Raw genomic sequence first — 18,846 nt, forward strand, 5'->3', positions numbered from 1 at the left:
CTGGCATGTTGCCTGGGTACATTGCCGGGCACTACAGCTACGATGAAGTGCACATTGACCTGGGTCGCCTGTGCGCTTTTGCAGGTGCTCGCCTGTTCAAAGACGAAGTGATTGGCATCGACCAAGCCCAAGGCAAAGTGATTTGCAAAAACCGCCCCCCGGTGGCTTTTGATGCACTGTCAATCAACATTGGTTCTACCCCGCAAGTGCATGTGGTGCCGGGGGCTGAAGAATCTGCCGTGCCGGTCAAGCCCATCGCCCACTTCAACGCCCGCTGGTTAAAGCTGCTGGACCGGGTTAAAAGCCATGCGGGCCCCACCACCATTGCCGTGGTGGGTGGCGGCGCGGGCGGCGTAGAGCTTACCTTGGCCATGCAATACCGCTTGCGGCAAGAATTGCAAACCATGGGCCGCAACCCCGATGAATTGGCCTTCCATTTGTTTACCGCCGATGCGCACATATTGCCCACGCACAACCCCGGCGTGCGTTCGCGCTTTGAACAGGTGCTGAACCAACGCGGCGTGCATCTGCATTGCAAGGCCGAGGTTCAACGGGTGGATGCCCACACCCTAAAAGCGGCCAATGGCCACACCCTGCAGGCCGACGAGATCATGTGGGTGACCCAAGCCGGTGGCCCAGCCTGGTTGCAAAATACAAGCCTTGAATTGAACGCAGGTGGCTTTGTGTGCGTGGGCCCCACCTTGCAAAGCACCCGCGACCCGCGGATTTTTGCAGCCGGGGATATTGCTCACTTGGTGCACACCCCGCTAGAAAAAGCGGGCGTGTTTGCGGTGCGCATGGGCAAGCCGCTGGCGCGCAACCTGCACAAATTTGTACAAGGCAAGCCGCTCGAGCAGTACCGACCACAACGCACTTGGCTGGCGCTGATCAGCACCGGCAACCAATACGCAGTGGCCTCCAAGGGCGCCCTTGGCTTTGCTGGCGCATGGGTGTGGCAGTGGAAAGACTGGATCGACCGGCGCTTCATGGCGAAGTTTAGCGACTTTCCGCCCATGGACCCACATGCCAAAGGTGCTGCCGCCAAAAGCAATGCAGCCAACCAGGTGGCGCTCAGCCAGGAAGAAAGCCTGCAAGCCATCTCTGCCATTGCCATGCGTTGCGGTGGCTGCGGGGCCAAGGTCGGCTCCACGGTGCTTTCCCGCGCGCTGGGCAGCTTAAAGCCCATCGACCGAGACGATGTGCTGGTGGGCTTGCACGCGCCCGATGACGCGGCCATTGTTAAAGTGCCTCCAGGCAAAGCCATGGTGCACACCGTGGATTTTTTCCGCGCGTTTGTCGATGACCCCTATGTGTTTGGCAAAGTGGCTGCCAACCATGCCTTGGGCGATATTTTTGCCATGGGTGGCGAAGCACAGTCGGCCACCGCCGTGGTTACCGTACCGCCCGGTCTGGAAGCCAAGGTCGAAGAGCTGTTGTTCCAGATGATGAGCGGTGCCGTGGAGGTGTTGAACGACGCGGGTTGCGCCTTGGTGGGCGGCCACACCGGCGAAGGCAAAGAGCTCGCTTTGGGGTTTGCCATCAATGGCTTGGTGGACGAAAATTTACAAGGTGTCATGATCAAAGGCGGCATGCGGCCTGGCGATGCCATTGTGCTCACCAAGCCCATTGGCACGGGCACCTTGTTTGCTGCTTTGCCTCAGCTAAAAACCAAAGGGCGCTGGATACAAAGCGCGCTGGAATCGATGATGCACAGCAACCGCGCAGGCGCGCAGTGCCTGCGAGAGCATGGAGCCAAGGCCTGCACCGACCTCACCGGGTTTGGCTTGCTGGGCCATTTGGTGGAAATGACCCGCCCCTCTGGCGTGGATGCCGAGCTGCACATGGGCGCCCTGCCCCTGCTGGATGGCGCCCTGGACACCGTGAAAGCGGGCATTGTCAGCTCGCTACAGCCCGCCAATGTGCGCTTGCGCCGTGCCATTCGCAACCAAAGCGAGTGGGTGAGCGACCCACGCTACCCCCTGCTGTTTGACCCACAAACCGCAGGCGGCCTGCTGGCCACGGTGCCCGCCGAGCAAGCCCAGGCTTGTGTGGCCAGGCTTAAAACATTGGGCTACCCACACACCGCCATCATCGGGCGCATATTGCCGCAAGGCGACGCGCTGGAACCTGTGGTCCTGAAGGAATGAGTATGCACAAAGCCACTGCTGGGGTAGCACTTGCCTTGGTGTTGCTGGGGCTTGCTTTGTGGATGGGCTTGGGCTTGCAGTGGGAAGGGGCAGACGTGTTGCAGGCACAGCAAGCACTGCAAGGATATTTTGAAGAGCAGCCCGTGATGGCCACCACACTTTATTTTTTAGCTTTCATGGGCGTAACCGCGCTGTGCCTGCCTGGCGCCAGCCTGATGATGTTGGTGGGGGCGGGCTGCATGGGCTTTGGCCTGTGCACAGTGCTGTCCACCTTGGCCTCGGCCGTGGGCGCATTGCTCACCATGCTGGCCACTCGCCACCTGTTTAGAGGCGCAGTGGAGCGGCGGTTTCACAGCCCTTTACAAAAACTGAACAAGGGCCTGGAAAAAAATGCCGTGGTGACCATGCTCAGCCTGCGGCTGGCCCCGGTGATTCCTTTTGTGCTGTTTAACATGTTGGCAGGCATGACACGCACAAAACCCTGGACCTTCCTGTGGACCAGCGTGCTCGGCATGCTGCCTGGCACGGTGTTGTATGTGAATGCAGGCCATCAAATCAGCGAAGTGCGCAGCCTTCAAGATGTATTCAGCGCAGAAGTGATGCTCTCGCTGTCTGCGCTGGCTTTGCTGCCTTGGCTGCTGCACCGCCTATTTAAGCGACCCGATATTTCTGAACAAACTGGTTAAGCTGTTCCGAGGTGCTTTTGACCTCAGAAGCCACACAGCTCATGGACTGCGCCGCAGACTGGGCTTCTTCAGTCATTTGGGCGATGGTTTCAACCTGCCTTGCAATCATTTGCGAGGCCTCGCTTTGCTCACTCAAGGCTTGGTTGATTTCTTGAATGGCGGTCTCGGTCGAGCCACTGTCGTGATGAATTTGCTGCATTTGCCCCTCAGTGCTCACCGACAACTCCACCCCACCAGCAATGCGGTCTTTCCAGCCTGCCACATCGGCAATGGCGGCTTGCGTATCGCGTTGAATGGCCTGCACAAGCTCGGCAATGCTGCGGGTGGAGTCTGCTGTGCGCTCCGACAAACGGCGCACCTCATCGGCCACCACAGCAAAACCACGGCCCTGCTCGCCGGCGCGGGCTGCTTCAATGGCCGCATTGAGCGCCAGCAAGTTGGTTTGCTCGGCAATTTCTTCAATGGTTTGAACAATGGAAGAAATATCTTCTGAACGCTGGCCCAAGCCCCCCATGGTGTTGGTCAAGGTCTGCGAGGCCTCCCCGATTTGCTCCATGGCTTTGCGGGAATTGCGCACCATGTTTAAACCATCGCTGGAGGCACCACCGGTTTGCGTGGCCAGGTTGTTGGCCACACGGCACTGCTCGCTCACCTGCCCCACCGACACACTGAGTTCTTCAATCGCGCTGGCCACCGTGGACGATGCATCCGACTGCTCGGTGGCGCTTTCTACAATTTGCCCCGTGGCCGCACTCATGGTGGTTGCGCTTTCCAGCAGGCCTTTGGACAGGCGCTCCATTTCAACCACTGCTTGCCGCTGCGCCAAGCGAATATTGTCAATCGACTTGGACACCAGCCCCATTTCATCTTTGGAAACCAGCACGCGGTGCTCACATAAATTGTAATCAGCCAAATGCTGCGCCTGCGCCAGCAAGGTGCGCGTGTCGGCTGCCACTTTGCGCAAGGTCACCACCAACACAAACAACACAGCCAATGTAAGTGCCAAACCAACCACAGTGCTTTGAACAATGGCTTGCTGCTCACGCTCGATGCGCTGGTTCAACGCCAAATCAAGCTGTTGCAGGGACAAATCTTTTAAGTTGGAGATGTTTTGCAGGTAGCCCGACATTTGTTTGAACACCTCGGGGCCTGGCACAGCGGTGGGGTTTTGCGCCAAGGTGACCAGCAAGGCGGACACGCCTTGCATATCGGTCTGGAATTGTTTTAAGTGCTCTTTGACCTTGGCATCCAGCACAAAGCCAGCCGAATCCACCTTGCCATACGACAGCACCAGGTTGTGGGCAAACACGCCAAGCAAATCCAGGCGAGTTTGCGATTCGGCCAACACCCCGGGCTCCTCTTGACCCCGTGCAGCATAAGCAGACAACTTGCCGCGCAAAATGGCCAGTTGCTCATGCAACAAAGGCAAGTCGAAGTTCAGCGCGCTGATGAGGTAATAGGTGGCCGGCTCGGGGTCGAAGGTCATGGTGCTGTCGTCCGCAGAATCGCGAATCAACTGAATCAGTGCCTGGGCCATGGCCGAGTGCTGTGCAAAACTTTGTGCGGGTGTCGAATTGCCTTGGTTTTGTTTCAGGGTTTGCCAAGATCGCCCAATGTCGCCCAACGTTGTTCTAGACTGCGCCCAGTCGGCAGGTATGCTTTTGTCGATGGCGCTTAACAGCCCATCCACTTTGGCGGTTTGCTCATTCAAGCGGACCTGAACCGAGGTGTCGCCATTTTTAACAAGTTGGGACAAACCCCGGTGCACTTGCAGCGCTTCCAACATCGACATCAAATTGGGCACCTCTGCCACGCCCTTCAATTCTTGTTTGGTGGTGCGGATTAAGCCGGCTTGTTCATTCACAAACGCAGCAAACATGGCTGCCAGTGTGCAGGCCAATGGCACCACCACCAGCAAAAACTTGGACGACATTTTTAAGTTGCCGATGAAACGATTAAACCAGGTGAGCATGTTCTTCTCCAAACAGGTGGTGAAGCAAGTATCGGCTCACTGGTGAATTTGGCGCATCACTTGAATGGAGGGGGTGGATGGCTGGAAGAGCGCACCGGGCAAGGCCTTGGCGCGCTTGATTGCAAACGAATGTTTAATCTTCGATCTGGAACAACTCAACATCGAAGATCAAATCGGTGTTGGGTGGAATGGGGCCGGCACCACGGCTACCGTAGGCTGTGGCCGAGGGGCAAAAAATAATAGCGCGGTCGCCAACCACCATCTCGCACAAGGCTTGGGTCCAGGCTGAAATCACTCTGTTGAGGGGGAAAGAGATGGTTTCTCCACGACGGATGGAACTGTCAAAAACTTTGCCGTCCAAGAAGGTGCCTTCGTAATGCACGGTGACGGTGGAGGTTGGCTTGGGCTTTTGGGTGCCACTGCCACGCTGCTTGAAGGTGATTTTTACACCGGAGGGCAGGGTGATTTCGTCAGTGGTTTGGGGCTTGGGGGTGTCGCTCACAGCAGGATGTCCTTGATTCAACAAATGAATCAATATTGTAACCCGCCCCGGGGAAGCCCGGTGGCTTCCCCAGTTTGCAACCCAGGGGGAAAGGCCCCGGGCGCTCTTGGTTTTTAGTAGGTTTTGTAGGGCAGGAACTTGCCACTCATGGTGATGCTCACGCGGTCACCGGCGGGGTTGGGTTCGCGTTGCAAATCCATTTTGAAGTCGATGGCGCTCATGATGCCATCGCCAAACTCTTCGTGAATCAGCGCCTTGAACGTGGTGCCGTACACATTGATCAGCTCATAGAAGCGGTAGATCAGCGGGTCGGTGGGCACCGATGTGGGCAGCGAACCCTTGTACGGGGTTTCTTGCAACAGTTCCACAGCCTCAGCAGGCAGAGCCAGGTATTCGCCCACGCGCTTGGCTTGCTCTTCGGTAAGGGTCATTTGGCCCAGCAATGCTGCTGTGCTCCACTCTTTCGATTGGCCCATTACCTCGGCCAGGCTGGCCCAGCTGCATTTTTTCTTCCGCTTGGCGGCAATGATGAGTTCGGTTACGTCGTTTCTGTTCATGGTGCACTCCTTTGAAACAGGTTGAGTTTGGGTTTGGTATCCGCTTTGGAATCGGGGCTGGAAGACTGGCCTGCGGCAAGGGCCTGTAAACCCGGGCGCACCACCACAGGCTGTTGGTGCAGGGCGGCGTTGGCTGCATTGCTGGCGCTGGTGTCGGCCACCGGGGCGGGCGCTGCGCGATTCACCAGGAAGTCCACCAAGTGGTTGCGAATGGCGTAGTACTGCGGGTCGTGATGCACCGTGCTACGGGTGCGCTCACGAGGCATGGTGTTTTCTACAATTTCGGCAATGCGGGCACGCGGGCCATGGCTCATCAACATCACTTTGTCGGCCAATAAAATGGCCTCGTCCACATCGTGGGTGATCATGAACACGGTTTGGCCTGTGGCCTTCACGATTTGCAAAAGCTCGTCTTGAATGGTGCCGCGGGTGAGCGCGTCTAGCGCGCCGAAGGGTTCATCCAGCACTAGCATTTGTGGCTGAATGGCAAAGGCCCGGGCAATGCCCACACGCTGCTTCATGCCGCCAGACAACTCATGTGGCTTTTTGTTGGCCGCCTTGGATAGCCCCACCATGTCGAGATACTTCATGGCGTGCTCGCGCACTTCGGCCTTGCTCTTTTGAGGCCAGCGGGAGCGCACACCAAATTCCACGTTGTTCAACGCGGTCATCCAGGGCATCAGCGCGTGGCTTTGAAACACCACCCCGCGGTCCAGCGAGGGGCCAACAATCTGCTTGCCTCCCATGATGACGTAGCCCTGGGATGCTTCATCCAGACCTGCCAAAATATTCAGGATGGTGCTTTTGCCACAGCCTGAATGGCCGATGATGCACACAAACTCGCCTTGCTGAATATCGAAGTTCACGCCTTCGAATACCGGGGGCACAGCTGGGTTGCCTGGGGCGTAAGTTTTTACCAAACCTTCCACCTGCAAGAAGGGTGCAAGGCCTTCCTTGGGGACCAGGTCTTTGCTGAAAATATTCACTTCACTCATGCTGCGTTTACTCCTTGTAGCTCACCAGGCGCGCAGCGCGGCCCAGCAAGGTGTCCAGCAACATGCCGATCAAACCAATGAACACAATCGCGGTGATGATGTTGGCAATCGACAGGTTGTTCCATTCGTTCCACACAAAGTAGCCAATGCCTGTACCACCCACCAACATTTCGGCGGCCACAATCACCAACCATGCAATGCCCACAGAAATGCGCATGCCGGTCATGATGGTGGGCGCAGCCGCGGGCAACACCACCTGAAAGGCCGTGCGCAGTGCCCCAACTTCCAGGGTTTTGGCCACGTTCAACCAATCGCGCCGCACACTGGCCACACCAAAGGCTGTGTTTACCAACATGGGCCAAATGGAACAAATGAAGATCACAAACACTGCCGAGGTGCTGCTGTCTTTAATGGTGTACAAAGCCAAGGGCATCCAAGCCAAAGGCGACACCGGCTTTAAAATTTGAATGAATGGGTCGAGCGCCTTGTACACCAGTGGCGACATGCCAATCAAAAAGCCCAGCGGAATGGCCACCAGTGCAGCCAGGCCAAATCCCATCAACACACGGCCAATGGAGTGCGCCAGTTGAATGCCGATGCCTTTGTCGTTGGTGCCACGGTCATAAAACGGGTCCATCACATGCGACCAAATTTTTGCACCCACCTCGGCTGGGCTGGGCATGGGGGTTTGCCCCCCAGTGGCCGCAGCATTGCCCACCAAAGCTGCATACTCCGGATCCACGGCCAACTCGGCCTGCTCTTTTTGGGTGGCAATGGCCCAAATGCCAATGACCACCGCAAAAATCAACAGCGACAAAGCAAACGGCGCCCACGATTTTTTACTCAAATTGCGCATGCTGCCTTACCCCTTGTGCCGTGAAATGGGGAAGCTATCCAGGTAGGCCTGGGGCTTGCTGGGGTCAAACGGTTTGCCCATCACACTGAACGACTTGTTCACCTGTGCCGGCGGCTGCATGCCCACTTCTTTCATGAGGCGTGTGGCGTCAGTGGCCAAAAACACTTCGCGAGCCACTTTGGCGTAATCCACGTCGCCCTTGATCTGCCCCCAGCGCTTCATCTGGGTCAAAATCCAGATGGCAAAGCTTTGGTAGGGGAATGGGTCAAAGTCGATTCGGTTGGGGTCTTTTTTCACGCCGCCCAAACCATCGGCGTAGGTGCCGGTGAGCACCTGTTCCACCACGGTCTGTGGTTGGTTCAGGTAGTTGGTGGGCGCAATGGCGGCTGCAATTTCTTTGCGGTTTTCTGGTTTGCGTGCATAGGCCGTGGCCTCCAGAATGGCCTTGAGCAAAGCGCGGTAGCTGTTGGGGTTTTGCACCACAAATGCCTTGCTGGCTGCAAAGGCGCAGCAAGGGTGGCCTGCCCAAATTTCTTTCGACAAAATGTGAATAAAGCCCACACCGTCATACACGGCACGCTGGTTGACGGGGTCGGGCGCCAAAAAGCCGTCGATGTTGTCGGCACGCATGTTGGCCACCATCTCGGGCGGTGGCACGGCGCGAATTTGTACATCGCGGTCGGGGTCCAGGCCGTGCTCAGCCAGGTAGTAGCGCAGCAGGTAGTTGTGCATGCTGTAATCGAACGGCACAGCAAATTTAAAACCCTTCCAGTCTTTGGGGTCGCGCTTGTCTTTGTGCTTCAACGCCAGCGTGATCGCCTGGCCGTTGATGTTTTCAACCGCGGGCATGGTCCATGGAATGGGGTTGCTGCCTGCACCTACAGAGATGGCCAGCGGCATGGGCGACAACATGTGCGCGGCATCGTATTCGTTGGCCAGCGATTTGTCGCGAATCACAGCCCAGCCAGCGGTTTTAACCACTTCAACATCCAAACCCTGCTTGGCATAAAAACCCATGGGCTGCGCCATGATGATGGGAGTGGCACAGGTGATGGGAATAAAACCCACTTTGAGTTTTTGCTTTTCCAAAGGGCCCGTGCTCTGTGCAAAGGCTTCTTTGGCGGCTGCCAGCGGGAAGAGGCTGCTGACCGCGGCCAGGGCCGTGGCACCGCCCACCGCGCTTAAAAAGCGGCGGCGAAGGTTATCGTCTGGAAACAGGGCATGCATCACTGCAGATTCCACAGCCCGGCTTTCCATTTCTTGAACAGCCACAGCGTGGTCATGTGCGGCTTGGTTTTCATGCTGGCCACAGCTACAACGCATGCCCAAACGGGTGTTGGCGTTAAACGGGTTTTTGAAAAAAGACATGCTGCACTCCTTGGAACAACAGTTGAAACTCAGGCTCGCGCCCGGCTCAAGGCCGGACGGAAGTAATCGATGTCGTGCTGGTATTGCTCGTAGGCCTTGCTGTACTCCATCACGCGGGCCACATCGGCAATAAACTCTTCGTCGTAGCCAGCGCGGCGCAACAGGTGAAAGCCCAACTCCATGCCGCTGGCAATGCCTCCGCCAGTCACCATGCGACCGGCATCCACCACACGGGCGCGACTCACCTGGCAAGCCGGCGCAATTTCGGCCAGGCGGTCAATCGGTGTTTTGCCAAGGTGGGAGGCTTCCAGCCGGTCGGGTTCTTTGCGGTTGGTGGCGGCCAAGCCATCGAGCAAGCCCATGCGCCCGTAGATCCACGAGCCCGTGCACACACTGGTCAGCAAACACTGCTCGGGCAAGCTGCGAATGTATTGGTGCAGTCGGCCATTGTTCAGCTCTTGCCGTGTACCAAAACCACCGGGAATTAAAAACGCATCCATGTCGGGCTGGTCGGCAAAGCTGTAGTTGGGCAACACCGTCAAGCCTGCTTGGGTTTGCACAGGGCGCATGGCCTCGGCCACCAGAAACACATCCAACTCGGGGTCAAAACGCTTGGCCACCGAAAACACACCAAATGGGGCTGCGTAGTCCACCACTTCGGCGTCTTTGAATACATAGATGCCCAACCTGAAGCCTTGCATTCTTGCCATCTTTGCCCGCGCCCCTTTCACCAAACTCAAATTCAATTCACAGGCTTAGTGTCCCAAAGGGTGATTGCTGCGGGTATCACTGGAATATTGAAAGTGTTGTAGTGACAGCACTACAAGCCATGGGCTCGGGCGTAGTTCACCAGTTCCACCAAATTTTTAAGCTCCAGTTTTTCAAACAGGCGCGCCCGGTAAGTGGACACGGTGTTGCCAGACAAGCTCAAAGCGCTGGCAATGTGCTGCACCGTTTCGCCTTGGGCCAGCATGCGCAGCACCTGCATTTCGCGGTTGGAAAGCCGTTCATGCGGGGCCTGGGTGCCGGGCTGGCGAAGGTCGCTGGCTAACAAGCCAGCGGTGGTGGGGGTTACATACACTTGCCCCTGCGCTGCCAAGCCAATGGCTTGCCCCAGCTCAGAAGGTGAACACCCCTTGTTGAGGTAAGCGTTGGCGCCATTGCGAATGGCACGCAGGGCAAATTGGGATTCGGGGTACACCGAGAGCATCACCACCCCCAGCTTTGGAAATTCGCTGCGAACGCTTTTGAGCACATCGAATCCGTCGCGCTCGCCCAAGGCCACGTCCAGCAACATCACATCGAAGGGCTTGTCGCGAAGCAAGCGCATCGCACCCACACCGTCAGCGGCCTCGGCCACATACCAGCAGGAATCAATCTCGCCCAGTATTTGTACCAGCCCCCTGCGAATAATCATGTGGTCATCGACCACCAACACGCTTCTCATCATCTCTCCCTCGCTTGTTTTAATTGGACAAAACACCCGGCAAGCGAAGGCGTATGCTCACCCCCTGCCCCGGCTCGGATTCAATGCTGCAATGCGCCCCCATGTCCCATGCGCGCTCCTCAATGCCCATCAGGCCAAACCCACCGTGAGTGGGCTTGGCAGCAAAACCTCGACCGTTGTCGTGAATATCAAAATGCACCGCCTGGCGAGCCTGGGTGATGCGAACCTGCACCTCGGTGGCCTTGGCGTGTTTTTGCACGTTGTGCAAGGCCTCTTGAACGATGCGGTAGAGCGACGTTTCGCTGCGCTTGGACAAGCGAACAGTCTCTAGCGTGGGCGCCAGCATCCATCGGCACACAATGCCGGTGCGGCTTTGAAACTCTTGCAAGAGATGCTCCAGCGCAGCCCACAAACCAAGGTGGTCCAACACACCGGGTCGAAGATCCGACAGGATGCTACGCAAACTGTCCATGGCGCCCTCGGTGAGATCGGTCATGGTGTGCAACCTGCGTTGCAGGGCCGGGTCTTCGCCGATGCGGTAGGCCAGCGCTTTTAATTCAAGATCCAGCGCAGTCAGCCGTGCACCCAAATCGTCATGTAGCTCGCGCGCAATGCGGGTGCGCTCATCTTCACGCACCGTGGTGAGGTGCGAAGACAAACGCCGCATGCGATCGTGCGCACGTTGCAGCTGGGCGGTGCGCTCTTCCACTCGGCGCTCCAGCTCCACCTGCGCCGCCTGTTTGATGTTTTGTGCTTCCACTCGCTCGGTGATGTCATTGAACGTGACCACAGCCCCCACCACCTCCTCGCCCTCAAAGATGGGGTAAGACGCGTACTCAGCGTGGAAGCAGGTGCCATCGCGGCGCCACAGCACTTCGTTGTCCACTCTGCAACCCTTGTTGTTTTGAAAGGCCTTAAAAATTTGGCAGTCGCACACGGGCATCAAATCGCGGTTGGCATACGAGTGGTGCATCAGGTAATGCATGTTGCGACCCAACACCTCGTCTGCGCTGTAGCCCAACATTTCTGCACCCGCTTTGTTGATGAACACACAGCGGCCGCGCAGATCGATGCCATAGATGCCCTCGCCCGTGGAGTCCAGCAGCAGCTCAAGCTGCCTGCGCCACGCTGCGTGATGCGATAGTGTTGAAAGGTGTTTGAACACGGCACGACCAACCTGCAAAAAGTTTCTGAACAAAACCTAGCAAGAGCGGTGCCAAAAAAAGATGAATTTTTTTATTGAAATTGCACTCGCATGGTGCGAGAAAAAAACCACAAAATATTTAAAAAAAACAATCCAAATGGGTTGCAGATGATGTATTGATGAAAAAAGCTTTTCAGTTAATTCATTTTGTTGTACACATTACTCACCACACCCTTTAAGGAAGGTAGAAAAAAATGGTAACAACAGAAACAAAGCCAGTAGAAGCCGAGGCAAGCAAAGCAACTCCCGCCGCAAAAAAACCAGCAGCGAAAAAAGCCGCTGCTAAAAAACCTGCCGCAGCAAAACCCGCTGCCGCTAAAAAACCAGCTGCTGCTAAAAAGCCAGCCGCTGCCAAAAAGCCTGCTGCTGCAAAAAAGCCGGCTGCCGCAAAACCCGCTGCTGCCAAAAAAGCTGCAGCCCCCAAGAAAGCCGCTGCCAAAAAGCCTGCAACCACACGCGCCAAGGCCGCTGCCACCAGCGTAGCCAACGCCGCCAGCAAGGCCAAGAAAACCGTGGCCAAGAAAGCCACCGCAGCCAAGAAAAAGCCAGCTTCCGTGGCCAAGTCTGTGTTCAGCGCCGCCGATCGCAAGAAGTTGCTCGGTGAAGTTCAGAAGCAGATCAAGGATCTGGAAAAGCAGGTGAAGACCATGGTCAAGTCGGTTCAAACCGATGTGATCGCCAAGATTAAAAAACAACTTGGCATGAAGTGATATTGAAATAACACAGCAAGAAGAAATCACTGCATGCCCCCATCCTGGGGACCGCTGCAGATTTTCATTGAAACCCGGTTGCTTTATTAAGTGCCGGGTTTTTTATTGGCATCAACGCACCGATCCATTTGCAAGAGGATTCATTTGGGCATCAAAGTGATCAAGGCTGGGCATGGGCAGTGCACCACGATTGTGCAAAGTGTCCACCGCCAGGTCCAAGTCCTCCAAAATGGCATGTCGCGCTTCTTCGGCAATGTAGGGCACATGGTAAGCCGCAAACGGCTTTAACACCTCAAAGCCAGCATAGCCCAGCGAGCCGCGCAGCACCGGGCTTAACAAGCCTTCCAAATCACCGTGCACACTGCCCGGACCAAACATGTGCTCGCGCCCACCCAAGGTGAAGGTCACCCAGGCCTGCTTGCCTTTCATCAAACCGCGGTCGTAAAAATTTCGGCCCCCATACACCAAGCCCGACAAAAACACGCGGTCGATCCACCCCTTCAACATGGCTGGTACTGAAAACCAAAACAATGGGAAGTTGAGCACCAACAGATCAGCACACTTTAAGCGCTCCACCTCGCGCGCAATGTCAGCGGGCAAGGTGCCGGTTTTGCTGGCGTGGCGCTGCTCTAGCGCATACACGAGGTAGTCGGGGTTTTGGCGCTCAGCAAAGTCAGCTGCCTTGGCCACAGGGTCAAATTGCTCTGCGTATAGATCTGACACCTCCACGCTGTGCCCCTGTGCTTCAAAGCGGGCTTTCATGCGCGCCATCATGGCGGTGCAAAACGATTGGGGCTCGGGGTGGGCATGGACAATCAGAACATTCATAAGGCAGGCATGGGTGAAATGAACAATCACCCATGCTACCAAAATTGGCCTAGATCACCCCGTAAGCCAGCATGGCATCGGCCACTTTTACAAAGCCTGCAATGTTGGCCCCTTTCAGGTAGTCGATGTGACCATCTTCCTCGGCGCCATAATGCACACACTTCTTGTGAATATCGGCCATGATGCTGCGCAGCCTTTGGTTTAATTCGTCCCTGGACCATGACAGGCGCATGCTGTTCTGGGTCATTTCCAACCCCGACACGGCCACACCACCCGCATTGGCCGCCTTGGATGGGGCAAACAAAATTCTCGCCTTCTGGAACACATCAATGGCGCCTTTCTCGGAAGGCATGTTGGCCCCCTCAGACACACCAATACAGCCGTTTTTCACCAGCATGGCGGCCTCTTCGGCATTGATCTCGTTTTGTGTGGCACAGGGGAATGCCAAATCACAAGGCAGATGCCAGGGGCGCTTGTCAGCGATAAACTTTGCATTGGGGTATTGGTTCAGATACTCACCAATGCGGGCCCGCTTAACCTCTTTTAACTCCTTGATGTGGGCCAGCTTCTCGGTGGTGATGCCCTCTTCATCGTACAAGGTGCCTGAAGAATCTGACATGGTGACCACTTTGCCACCCAAGGCGATTATTTTTTCAACGGCGTATTGGGCCACGTTGCCAGAGCCGCTGACACAACACACCTTGCCTTCCATTTTCAAACCTTTGTGGGCCAGCATGTCTTCCATAAAATACACCACGCCATAGCCAGTGGCCTCCACACGGATTTCGCTACCGCCAAAGGCCAGGCCTTTGCCTGTGAGCACACCGGTGAATTCGTTGCGAATGCGCTTGTACTGCCCAAACATGTACGACACCTCGCGCGCACCCACACCAATGTCGCCCGCAGGCACATCAGTGAATGGGCCAATGTGACGGGACAACTCGGTCATGAAGGCTTGGCAAAACCGCATGATCTCGCGCTCGCTTTTGCCTTTGGGGTTGAAATCGGATCCGCCCTTGCCACCGCCCATGGGCAGCCCGGTCAGGCTGTTTTTAAAGGTTTGCTCAAAAGCCAAAAACTTCAAAATACTTTGGGTGACATTGTCATGAAAACGAATACCCCCTTTGTAAGGGCCGATGGCGTTGTTGTGCTGCACGCGATAGCCACGCTGCGTGCGCACATTGCCTTGGTCGTCTTCCCAACACACACGGAAGCTCACAATGCGGTCGGGCTCGGTGAGGCGCTGCAGAATTTGAGCAGCATCGTACTTGGGGTGCTTTTGAATGTACGGCAGGATGTGCTGGGCCACTTCATGCACAGCCTGGTGAAACTCGGGTTCGCCGGGGTTTCGGCGAATCAAACCTTGCATGAATTCATCGAGGGCTGGGTTCTGATTGCTCATGGCATGTTCTCCTTATGGGAGCAATCAGTGTACAGAACCACCAAAAATTAACCACCCACACAGTCTGTGGATATCCCCAAAAAGTGGGCACAAGTTCTTGGATAGCATGTGGACAACGTCCCCAAGCCGTTCAATTCACAACGCATTTAACACACTGACTAAAAATTGTGCAAACTCCGCTCTGCCTGGCCGTTGTGCTGGATCTGGGTGTGCCTGTAAATGATGGAGGCCTCCATGCGGTTCTTGGCCTTCAGGCGCTCAAGAATGTCTTTCACATGGCCTTTGACAGTTTCTACACTGATGTTCAGCAGTTGCGCAATTTCTTTGTTGCTGTGGCCTGCGCCAATCAACTCCAACACCTCCACCTGCTTTTGCGTTAGGCCACGCGCAATTTTTGGAAACTCGATCAACTCCACATCGGCCAATTGCAAACCAGTGCGAATAATGTCAATCATTTTTGCAAAGGGCGTGAATTTGGAAAACGCAATAAAACGCTCTGCGTTGTGGCGACGCAGGTGCCCCATCACCTTTTCATCGTTGGCCGTGATCAACACCGGAATATGCGGGAACAATGTTTCAAACAAGCCAACAAAGCTTTCGGCCTGCACATCGCGCAGGTGGAAGTCGCTGATCACCAAAGCAGGAAACTCGCTCACCGCATGGCGTGCCGCTTCCTTCAGGGTCGAGAACTGACGAATGCGCGCATGCGGGGCAACGTCTTTGACCATTTCGACCAAACCAAAACTCACAATTGGGTGGTCGTCGATCACATACACAATTTGTCGATCCAGGCTGTCTGGCTTTTTGGTCACGGTCTACTCACAAAAGATTAAGCCACGCTTTACTTTAGTTGACACACCGCTGCACACATCGGCGGAACAACCCCTGAAATTTCAGTCAGTTCAGTGCTTTCGGGCATCACTATTGACACCGTGTCAACGCTTGTACTACCATCCAACCCTATGAGCTACGTAATTGATCGACGCGAAGAAGAAAAGGAACGCCGCCGGGAAGACATCCTGGATGCGGCCGAGCGGGTGTTTACCCAGCGAGGTTTAGAGGCCGCCACCATGGACCAAGTGGCACGCGAAGCACGGGTGTCGCGAGCGCTGGTGTATGTGTACTTCAAAGACAAAACCGCCCTGCATCAAGCGGTCTGCCTGCGAGGCTTGCGCTTGCTGCGCGAGGCCTTTCAACGGGCCAGGCAAAGCAAAAAAGCGGGCCATGATCAGGTGCGCGCCATCGGTTTGGCCTACATGCGTTTTGCAGAAACCTACCCCATGCACTTTGCGGCCATGTCCCGCTTTGAAGCGCAGGCGCCCGACCTGAATCAGCCAGAAGCCTGCTCGGCCACGCTGGAAATGATCCAGGCGGGACAAAAGGTGCATGAAGAAATTGTATTGGCGCTGGCTCAAGGCATGGCCGATAAAACCTTGCGCAGTGATCTTGATAACCTGATGCAAATTTCAATCACGCTGTGGGGCTTTACCCATGGCACCATTCAGTTGGCTCAAACCAAGGGCACCTTCATTGAAAGCATGGGCATTTCCAAAGAAGCGTTCATGAAACAAGCAGTGGAATTATCCATGCATGCCCTCATCAACCGCAGCGGCGGAGGCAAAAAGTGAAACCACAACACACCCGGGCATCACACCCAAGGCGCACTTTTTTTTACCCATCATTTGACACGCGTCTAATTGCTAAACCCTTGTTAATTGCCTTGTGCGCGCTGGCCCCCGGAATGGTTGCGGCCTCACCCGCACTGGAGCAATACCTGCAAGAGGCCATGGCCAACAACCCCGCTTTGGCACAAGCCAACTTTGAGGTACAAGCAGAACGCGAACGACTAGAAGGACTGCGCGCGCGCTTTTACCCAAGCCTTAGCCTGCAAGCCCGCGCCAGCGTGGCCGAAGGGGGCCGTACCATCGACTTTCCGGCCGGTGATTTGCTCAACCCGGTGTACAACACCTTAAACGCCCAACTGGCCGCGCAAGGTCAACCCCCGCGCTTTCCAAATGTGAGCAACCAATCGATCCCACTCTTGCGGCCCACCGAACAAGACACTCGCCTGGTGGTGCGTGGCCCCATTTACGAGCCCGCGCTGGACCAACAAGTGCTGGCCCAACAAAGCGCCATGCAGGCACAAGAAGCCGCACGTTTGCAGGTGAAAGAAGAGCTGGAACGCGACCTTAAAGCAGCCTACTGGCAACTGGCTCAAGCCAATGCGCGTGTGAACATTTTGCAAACCAGCCTTCGCACCCTGCAAGAAAACGAGCGCGTAAACCAGGCACTGTACAAAGCGGGCGAAACCACGCTGGACGCCCCCAAGCGCGCAGAGGCTGAACGCCTGGAAGTGCAGGTCGCTTTGCAAGACGCCCAAACCCAGGCCATGCTTGCCAAAGAGTATTTCAACCTGCTGCGCTTTGCGCCCAACAACGCTGCGGTTGAGCTGCCCCAAGGCCAACCCAGCGCAGAAGACATTCAAGCTGCCTTGCAAAGCCTAAGACCCGAAGCCCCGGCCGCCAGCGCGCCACCCGCGCTTACCCGACTTGAGCGCAGCCTGGCTGCACAACAAGCCCAAGTGGACGCAAGCCGCGCAGCCTACAAGCCCAGCGTGGGCTATCAAATTGACGCAGGCTACCAGGGCCGCGACTACTCCACCGGACCGCAAACCGGCTTTGCGCAGGCCTCGGTGGTGCTTAGCTGGACCTTGGCCGATGCGGGCATACGCAGCAGCGAAGTGGCCCGCAGCGCCGCACAACTGCAAGCCCTGCAAGCCAAAACCAAACAAGCCAATCGTCAATTGCAGCTGGCCAAATTGCAAGCGCGAGAAAACCTGCTGGTGAGCTTAAACAGCATTGAAGCCCGACAGGCTCAACAACAGGCCGCTCTGGAAAGCCTGCGCATTACCACCCGCAAACGCGATGCTGGCGAAGCCACGCAAATTGAATTTTTAAGCGCCGAGCAAGCCGCCACCCGCGCACAGCTTGGCCTGGTGAGTGCCTTGTACCAGGCCCGCATCGACCACGCCGTATGGCAGTACAACAACCGACACATTCCAAGTCTTGGCTCTCAAGAAGGAACACAACCATGAAGCGCAGCCCTTTGTTTTTGCAAATGCACAAGTCCGCCCCAGCCGCACTGGCCCTTTGCGCCGTGCTCGCCCTTGCCGCATGCGGGCCAGCCAAACCCGACACCACCCAGGTTGCTGAAGCGCGGCGCGTAAAAACCACCACGGTGGAACAAGGGCCTGCCAGCGCCGACATTGAAGTGCCCGGCGTGGGTGCATTCCGTGATGAAACACGCTTGAGTTTCAAGGTGGGCGGCGTGATTGAACGCATCACCGTTCGCGAAGGCGACACCGTGAAAGCTGGCCAAAAGCTGGCTTGGCTGGACAAACAAGAAGTCAACGCCGCCGTGGCCCAAGCGCAGGCTGCGCATGACAAAGCACTGCGCGACCTGCAACGCGGCGAGCAACTGCGCAAAGAAGAAGTGATCTCCAAAGTGCAATTGCAAAACTTGAACACTGCGGCGCAATTGTCCCGCGCGCAACTCACCCAAGCCCAGTTTGCAAGCGCCACCGCTGAAGTAAGCGCCACAGCAGATGGGGTGGTGCTAAAACGCTTTGCCCAGGTGGGCGAGGTGGTGGCCCCCGGTCAGCCGGTGTTGCTGCTGGGCAGCCGCAGCAGTGGCTTTGTTTTAAAGGCCAGCCTGGCCGATCGCCAGGCGGTGCACATTGCCGTGGGCAACAGCGCCGAAGTGGTCTTTGATGCCCTGCCCGGCACCCGGTGGCCCGGCAAAGTGATTGAACAAAGCCAGGCTGCCGACCCCGCCACGGGCACTTATGGCGTGCTGGTTCAGCTTGACCCACAAGCGCACCCCGGGCTTAACCTGCTCTCGGGCATGCAGGGCCGCGCCCGCATTCAGCCCAACAACACGAACAGCACCCGCAGCTATGTGCCCATCGAGGCGGTGGTGGAAGGCAACAACAAAAACGCCTGGATGTATGTGCTACAGGCTGACAACACTGTAAAACGCCAGGCGGTACAAATTGCCTTTGTGGCGGGTGCTCGAGTGGCTTTGCAAGAACCGTTGCCCGAAGGCACGAAGGTGGTGAGCACCGGGGCACCCTACCTCCAAGACGGCGAAACCGTTCAGGTTGTGGAGTAAAC

19 protein-coding genes are annotated in these 18,846 nt (G+C 56.5%); 6 read left to right on the forward strand and 13 right to left on the reverse strand.

Annotated elements, in window-relative coordinates:
- Both selD and ACEQU8_RS11425 read left to right on the forward strand, forming a co-directional pair.
- A partial coding sequence (selD, locus tag ACEQU8_RS11420; RefSeq protein WP_370263715.1) for a selenide, water dikinase SelD occupies positions 1–2,147 on the forward strand: 2,147 nt, incomplete at its 5' end.
- Between the two features lie 2 nt (positions 2,148–2,149).
- Positions 2,150–2,833 carry a TVP38/TMEM64 family protein gene (locus ACEQU8_RS11425; protein ID WP_370263717.1) on the forward strand — a complete coding sequence of 228 codons (684 nt, stop codon included), beginning with the start codon at positions 2,150–2,152 and terminating at the stop codon, positions 2,831–2,833.
- On the opposite strand, the gene ACEQU8_RS11430 is transcribed toward ACEQU8_RS11425, so the two are convergent.
- From ACEQU8_RS11430 to ACEQU8_RS11475, 10 genes are all read right to left on the reverse strand, one after another.
- Positions 2,799–4,805: a methyl-accepting chemotaxis protein gene (locus ACEQU8_RS11430; RefSeq protein WP_370263718.1), complete on the reverse strand. Its 2,007-nt coding sequence runs from the start codon at positions 4,803–4,805 to the stop codon at positions 2,799–2,801. The genes ACEQU8_RS11425 and ACEQU8_RS11430 overlap by 35 nt on opposite strands.
- A 133-nt stretch (positions 4,806–4,938) precedes the next feature.
- Complete coding sequence (locus ACEQU8_RS11435) at positions 4,939–5,307, reverse strand: FKBP-type peptidyl-prolyl cis-trans isomerase (protein WP_370263719.1); 369 nt, start codon at positions 5,305–5,307, stop codon at positions 4,939–4,941.
- Positions 5,308–5,420: 113 nt separating this feature from the next.
- On the reverse strand, positions 5,421–5,864 hold the full coding sequence (gene cynS / locus ACEQU8_RS11440) for a cyanase (RefSeq protein WP_370263721.1): 444 nt from the start codon (positions 5,862–5,864) through the stop codon (positions 5,421–5,423).
- Positions 5,861–6,859: an ABC transporter ATP-binding protein gene (locus tag ACEQU8_RS11445; RefSeq protein WP_370263722.1), complete on the reverse strand. Its 999-nt coding sequence runs from the start codon at positions 6,857–6,859 to the stop codon at positions 5,861–5,863. Before ACEQU8_RS11445 ends, cynS begins: the two co-directional genes overlap by 4 nt.
- Before the next feature lie 7 nt (positions 6,860–6,866).
- Positions 6,867–7,715, reverse strand: coding sequence for a nitrate ABC transporter permease (gene ntrB / locus ACEQU8_RS11450; RefSeq protein WP_370263723.1), 849 nt, complete (start codon positions 7,713–7,715; stop codon positions 6,867–6,869).
- A 6-nt stretch (positions 7,716–7,721) separates the two neighbouring features.
- Positions 7,722–9,083: a CmpA/NrtA family ABC transporter substrate-binding protein gene (locus ACEQU8_RS11455; RefSeq protein WP_370263725.1), complete on the reverse strand. Its 1,362-nt coding sequence runs from the start codon at positions 9,081–9,083 to the stop codon at positions 7,722–7,724.
- A 29-nt stretch (positions 9,084–9,112) separates the two neighbouring features.
- On the reverse strand, positions 9,113–9,793 hold the full coding sequence (locus tag ACEQU8_RS11460) for a DJ-1/PfpI family protein (RefSeq protein ID WP_370263726.1): 681 nt from the start codon (positions 9,791–9,793) through the stop codon (positions 9,113–9,115).
- A gap of 110 nt (positions 9,794–9,903) precedes the next feature.
- A complete protein-coding gene (locus ACEQU8_RS11465) occupies positions 9,904–10,530 on the reverse strand; it encodes a response regulator (protein ID WP_370263727.1) in 627 nt (208 codons plus the stop codon).
- A gap of 19 nt (positions 10,531–10,549) precedes the next feature.
- Positions 10,550–11,695, reverse strand: coding sequence for a PAS domain S-box protein (locus ACEQU8_RS11470; protein WP_370263729.1), 1,146 nt, complete (start codon positions 11,693–11,695; stop codon positions 10,550–10,552).
- A 214-nt stretch (positions 11,696–11,909) separates the two neighbouring features.
- Entirely contained in the window at positions 11,910–12,158 is a 249-nt protein-coding gene (locus ACEQU8_RS11475; RefSeq protein WP_370263730.1) for a hypothetical protein, read from the reverse strand.
- Positions 12,159–12,246: 88 nt separating this feature from the next.
- Between ACEQU8_RS11475 and ACEQU8_RS11480 the strand changes: the two genes are divergently transcribed.
- Positions 12,247–12,444 carry a hypothetical protein gene (locus tag ACEQU8_RS11480; RefSeq protein WP_370263731.1) on the forward strand — a complete coding sequence of 66 codons (198 nt, stop codon included), beginning with the start codon at positions 12,247–12,249 and terminating at the stop codon, positions 12,442–12,444.
- Positions 12,445–12,555: 111 nt separating this feature from the next.
- Here the strand turns inward: ACEQU8_RS11480 and ACEQU8_RS11485 are convergent, their stop codons facing one another.
- The 3 genes from ACEQU8_RS11485 to ACEQU8_RS11495 all read right to left on the reverse strand — a co-directional run bounded on the left by ACEQU8_RS11485 (position 12,556) and on the right by ACEQU8_RS11495 (position 15,486).
- Complete coding sequence (locus ACEQU8_RS11485; RefSeq protein ID WP_370263733.1) at positions 12,556–13,272, reverse strand: NAD(P)H-dependent oxidoreductase; 717 nt, start codon at positions 13,270–13,272, stop codon at positions 12,556–12,558.
- Between the two features lie 49 nt (positions 13,273–13,321).
- Entirely contained in the window at positions 13,322–14,674 is a 1,353-nt protein-coding gene (gene gdhA, locus ACEQU8_RS11490) for an NADP-specific glutamate dehydrogenase (RefSeq protein ID WP_370263734.1), read from the reverse strand.
- A gap of 158 nt (positions 14,675–14,832) precedes the next feature.
- Entirely contained in the window at positions 14,833–15,486 is a 654-nt protein-coding gene (locus ACEQU8_RS11495; RefSeq protein WP_370263735.1) for a response regulator transcription factor, read from the reverse strand.
- A gap of 150 nt (positions 15,487–15,636) precedes the next feature.
- Here ACEQU8_RS11495 and ACEQU8_RS11500 point away from each other — a divergent pair, with 150 nt between their 5' ends.
- The 3 genes from ACEQU8_RS11500 (at position 15,637) to ACEQU8_RS11510 (ending at position 18,844) form a co-directional block, all read left to right on the forward strand.
- Positions 15,637–16,302, forward strand: a complete 666-nt coding sequence (locus ACEQU8_RS11500; RefSeq protein WP_370263736.1) for a TetR/AcrR family transcriptional regulator — start codon at positions 15,637–15,639, stop codon at positions 16,300–16,302.
- A gap of 113 nt (positions 16,303–16,415) precedes the next feature.
- Positions 16,416–17,768 (forward strand): TolC family protein, encoded by a 1,353-nt coding sequence (locus tag ACEQU8_RS11505; protein WP_370263739.1) that lies wholly within the window; start codon positions 16,416–16,418, stop codon positions 17,766–17,768.
- Entirely contained in the window at positions 17,765–18,844 is a 1,080-nt protein-coding gene (locus ACEQU8_RS11510; RefSeq protein ID WP_370263740.1) for an efflux RND transporter periplasmic adaptor subunit, read from the forward strand. The genes ACEQU8_RS11505 and ACEQU8_RS11510 overlap by 4 nt, the downstream gene beginning before the upstream one ends.
- The last annotated feature ends 2 nt before the right edge of the window (positions 18,845–18,846 follow it).

Source organism: Limnobacter sp., from assembly GCF_964228395.1.
Classification (GTDB): Bacteria; Pseudomonadota; Gammaproteobacteria; order Burkholderiales; family Burkholderiaceae_B; genus Limnobacter.

What these genes read in the sequence shown, in the direction of transcription:
- ACEQU8_RS11425 (WP_370263717.1), top strand. Translation starts at nt 2,150, where the DNA reads ATGCACAAAGCCACTGCTGGGGTAGCACTTGCCTTGGTGTTGCTGGGG.
- ACEQU8_RS11430 (WP_370263718.1), bottom strand. Translation starts at nt 4,805, where the DNA reads ATGCTCACCTGGTTTAATCGTTTCATCGGCAACTTAAAAATGTCGTCC.
- cynS (WP_370263721.1), bottom strand. Translation starts at nt 5,864, where the DNA reads ATGAACAGAAACGACGTAACCGAACTCATCATTGCCGCCAAGCGGAAG.
- ACEQU8_RS11445 (WP_370263722.1), bottom strand. Translation starts at nt 6,859, where the DNA reads ATGAGTGAAGTGAATATTTTCAGCAAAGACCTGGTCCCCAAGGAAGGC.
- ntrB (WP_370263723.1), bottom strand. Translation starts at nt 7,715, where the DNA reads ATGCGCAATTTGAGTAAAAAATCGTGGGCGCCGTTTGCTTTGTCGCTG.
- ACEQU8_RS11455 (WP_370263725.1), bottom strand. Translation starts at nt 9,083, where the DNA reads ATGTCTTTTTTCAAAAACCCGTTTAACGCCAACACCCGTTTGGGCATG.
- ACEQU8_RS11460 (WP_370263726.1), bottom strand. Translation starts at nt 9,793, where the DNA reads ATGGCAAGAATGCAAGGCTTCAGGTTGGGCATCTATGTATTCAAAGAC.
- ACEQU8_RS11465 (WP_370263727.1), bottom strand. Translation starts at nt 10,530, where the DNA reads ATGAGAAGCGTGTTGGTGGTCGATGACCACATGATTATTCGCAGGGGG.
- ACEQU8_RS11485 (WP_370263733.1), bottom strand. Translation starts at nt 13,272, where the DNA reads ATGAATGTTCTGATTGTCCATGCCCACCCCGAGCCCCAATCGTTTTGC.
- gdhA (WP_370263734.1), bottom strand. Translation starts at nt 14,674, where the DNA reads ATGAGCAATCAGAACCCAGCCCTCGATGAATTCATGCAAGGTTTGATT.
- ACEQU8_RS11500 (WP_370263736.1), top strand. Translation starts at nt 15,637, where the DNA reads ATGAGCTACGTAATTGATCGACGCGAAGAAGAAAAGGAACGCCGCCGG.
- ACEQU8_RS11505 (WP_370263739.1), top strand. Translation starts at nt 16,416, where the DNA reads ATGGTTGCGGCCTCACCCGCACTGGAGCAATACCTGCAAGAGGCCATG.
- ACEQU8_RS11510 (WP_370263740.1), top strand. Translation starts at nt 17,765, where the DNA reads ATGAAGCGCAGCCCTTTGTTTTTGCAAATGCACAAGTCCGCCCCAGCC.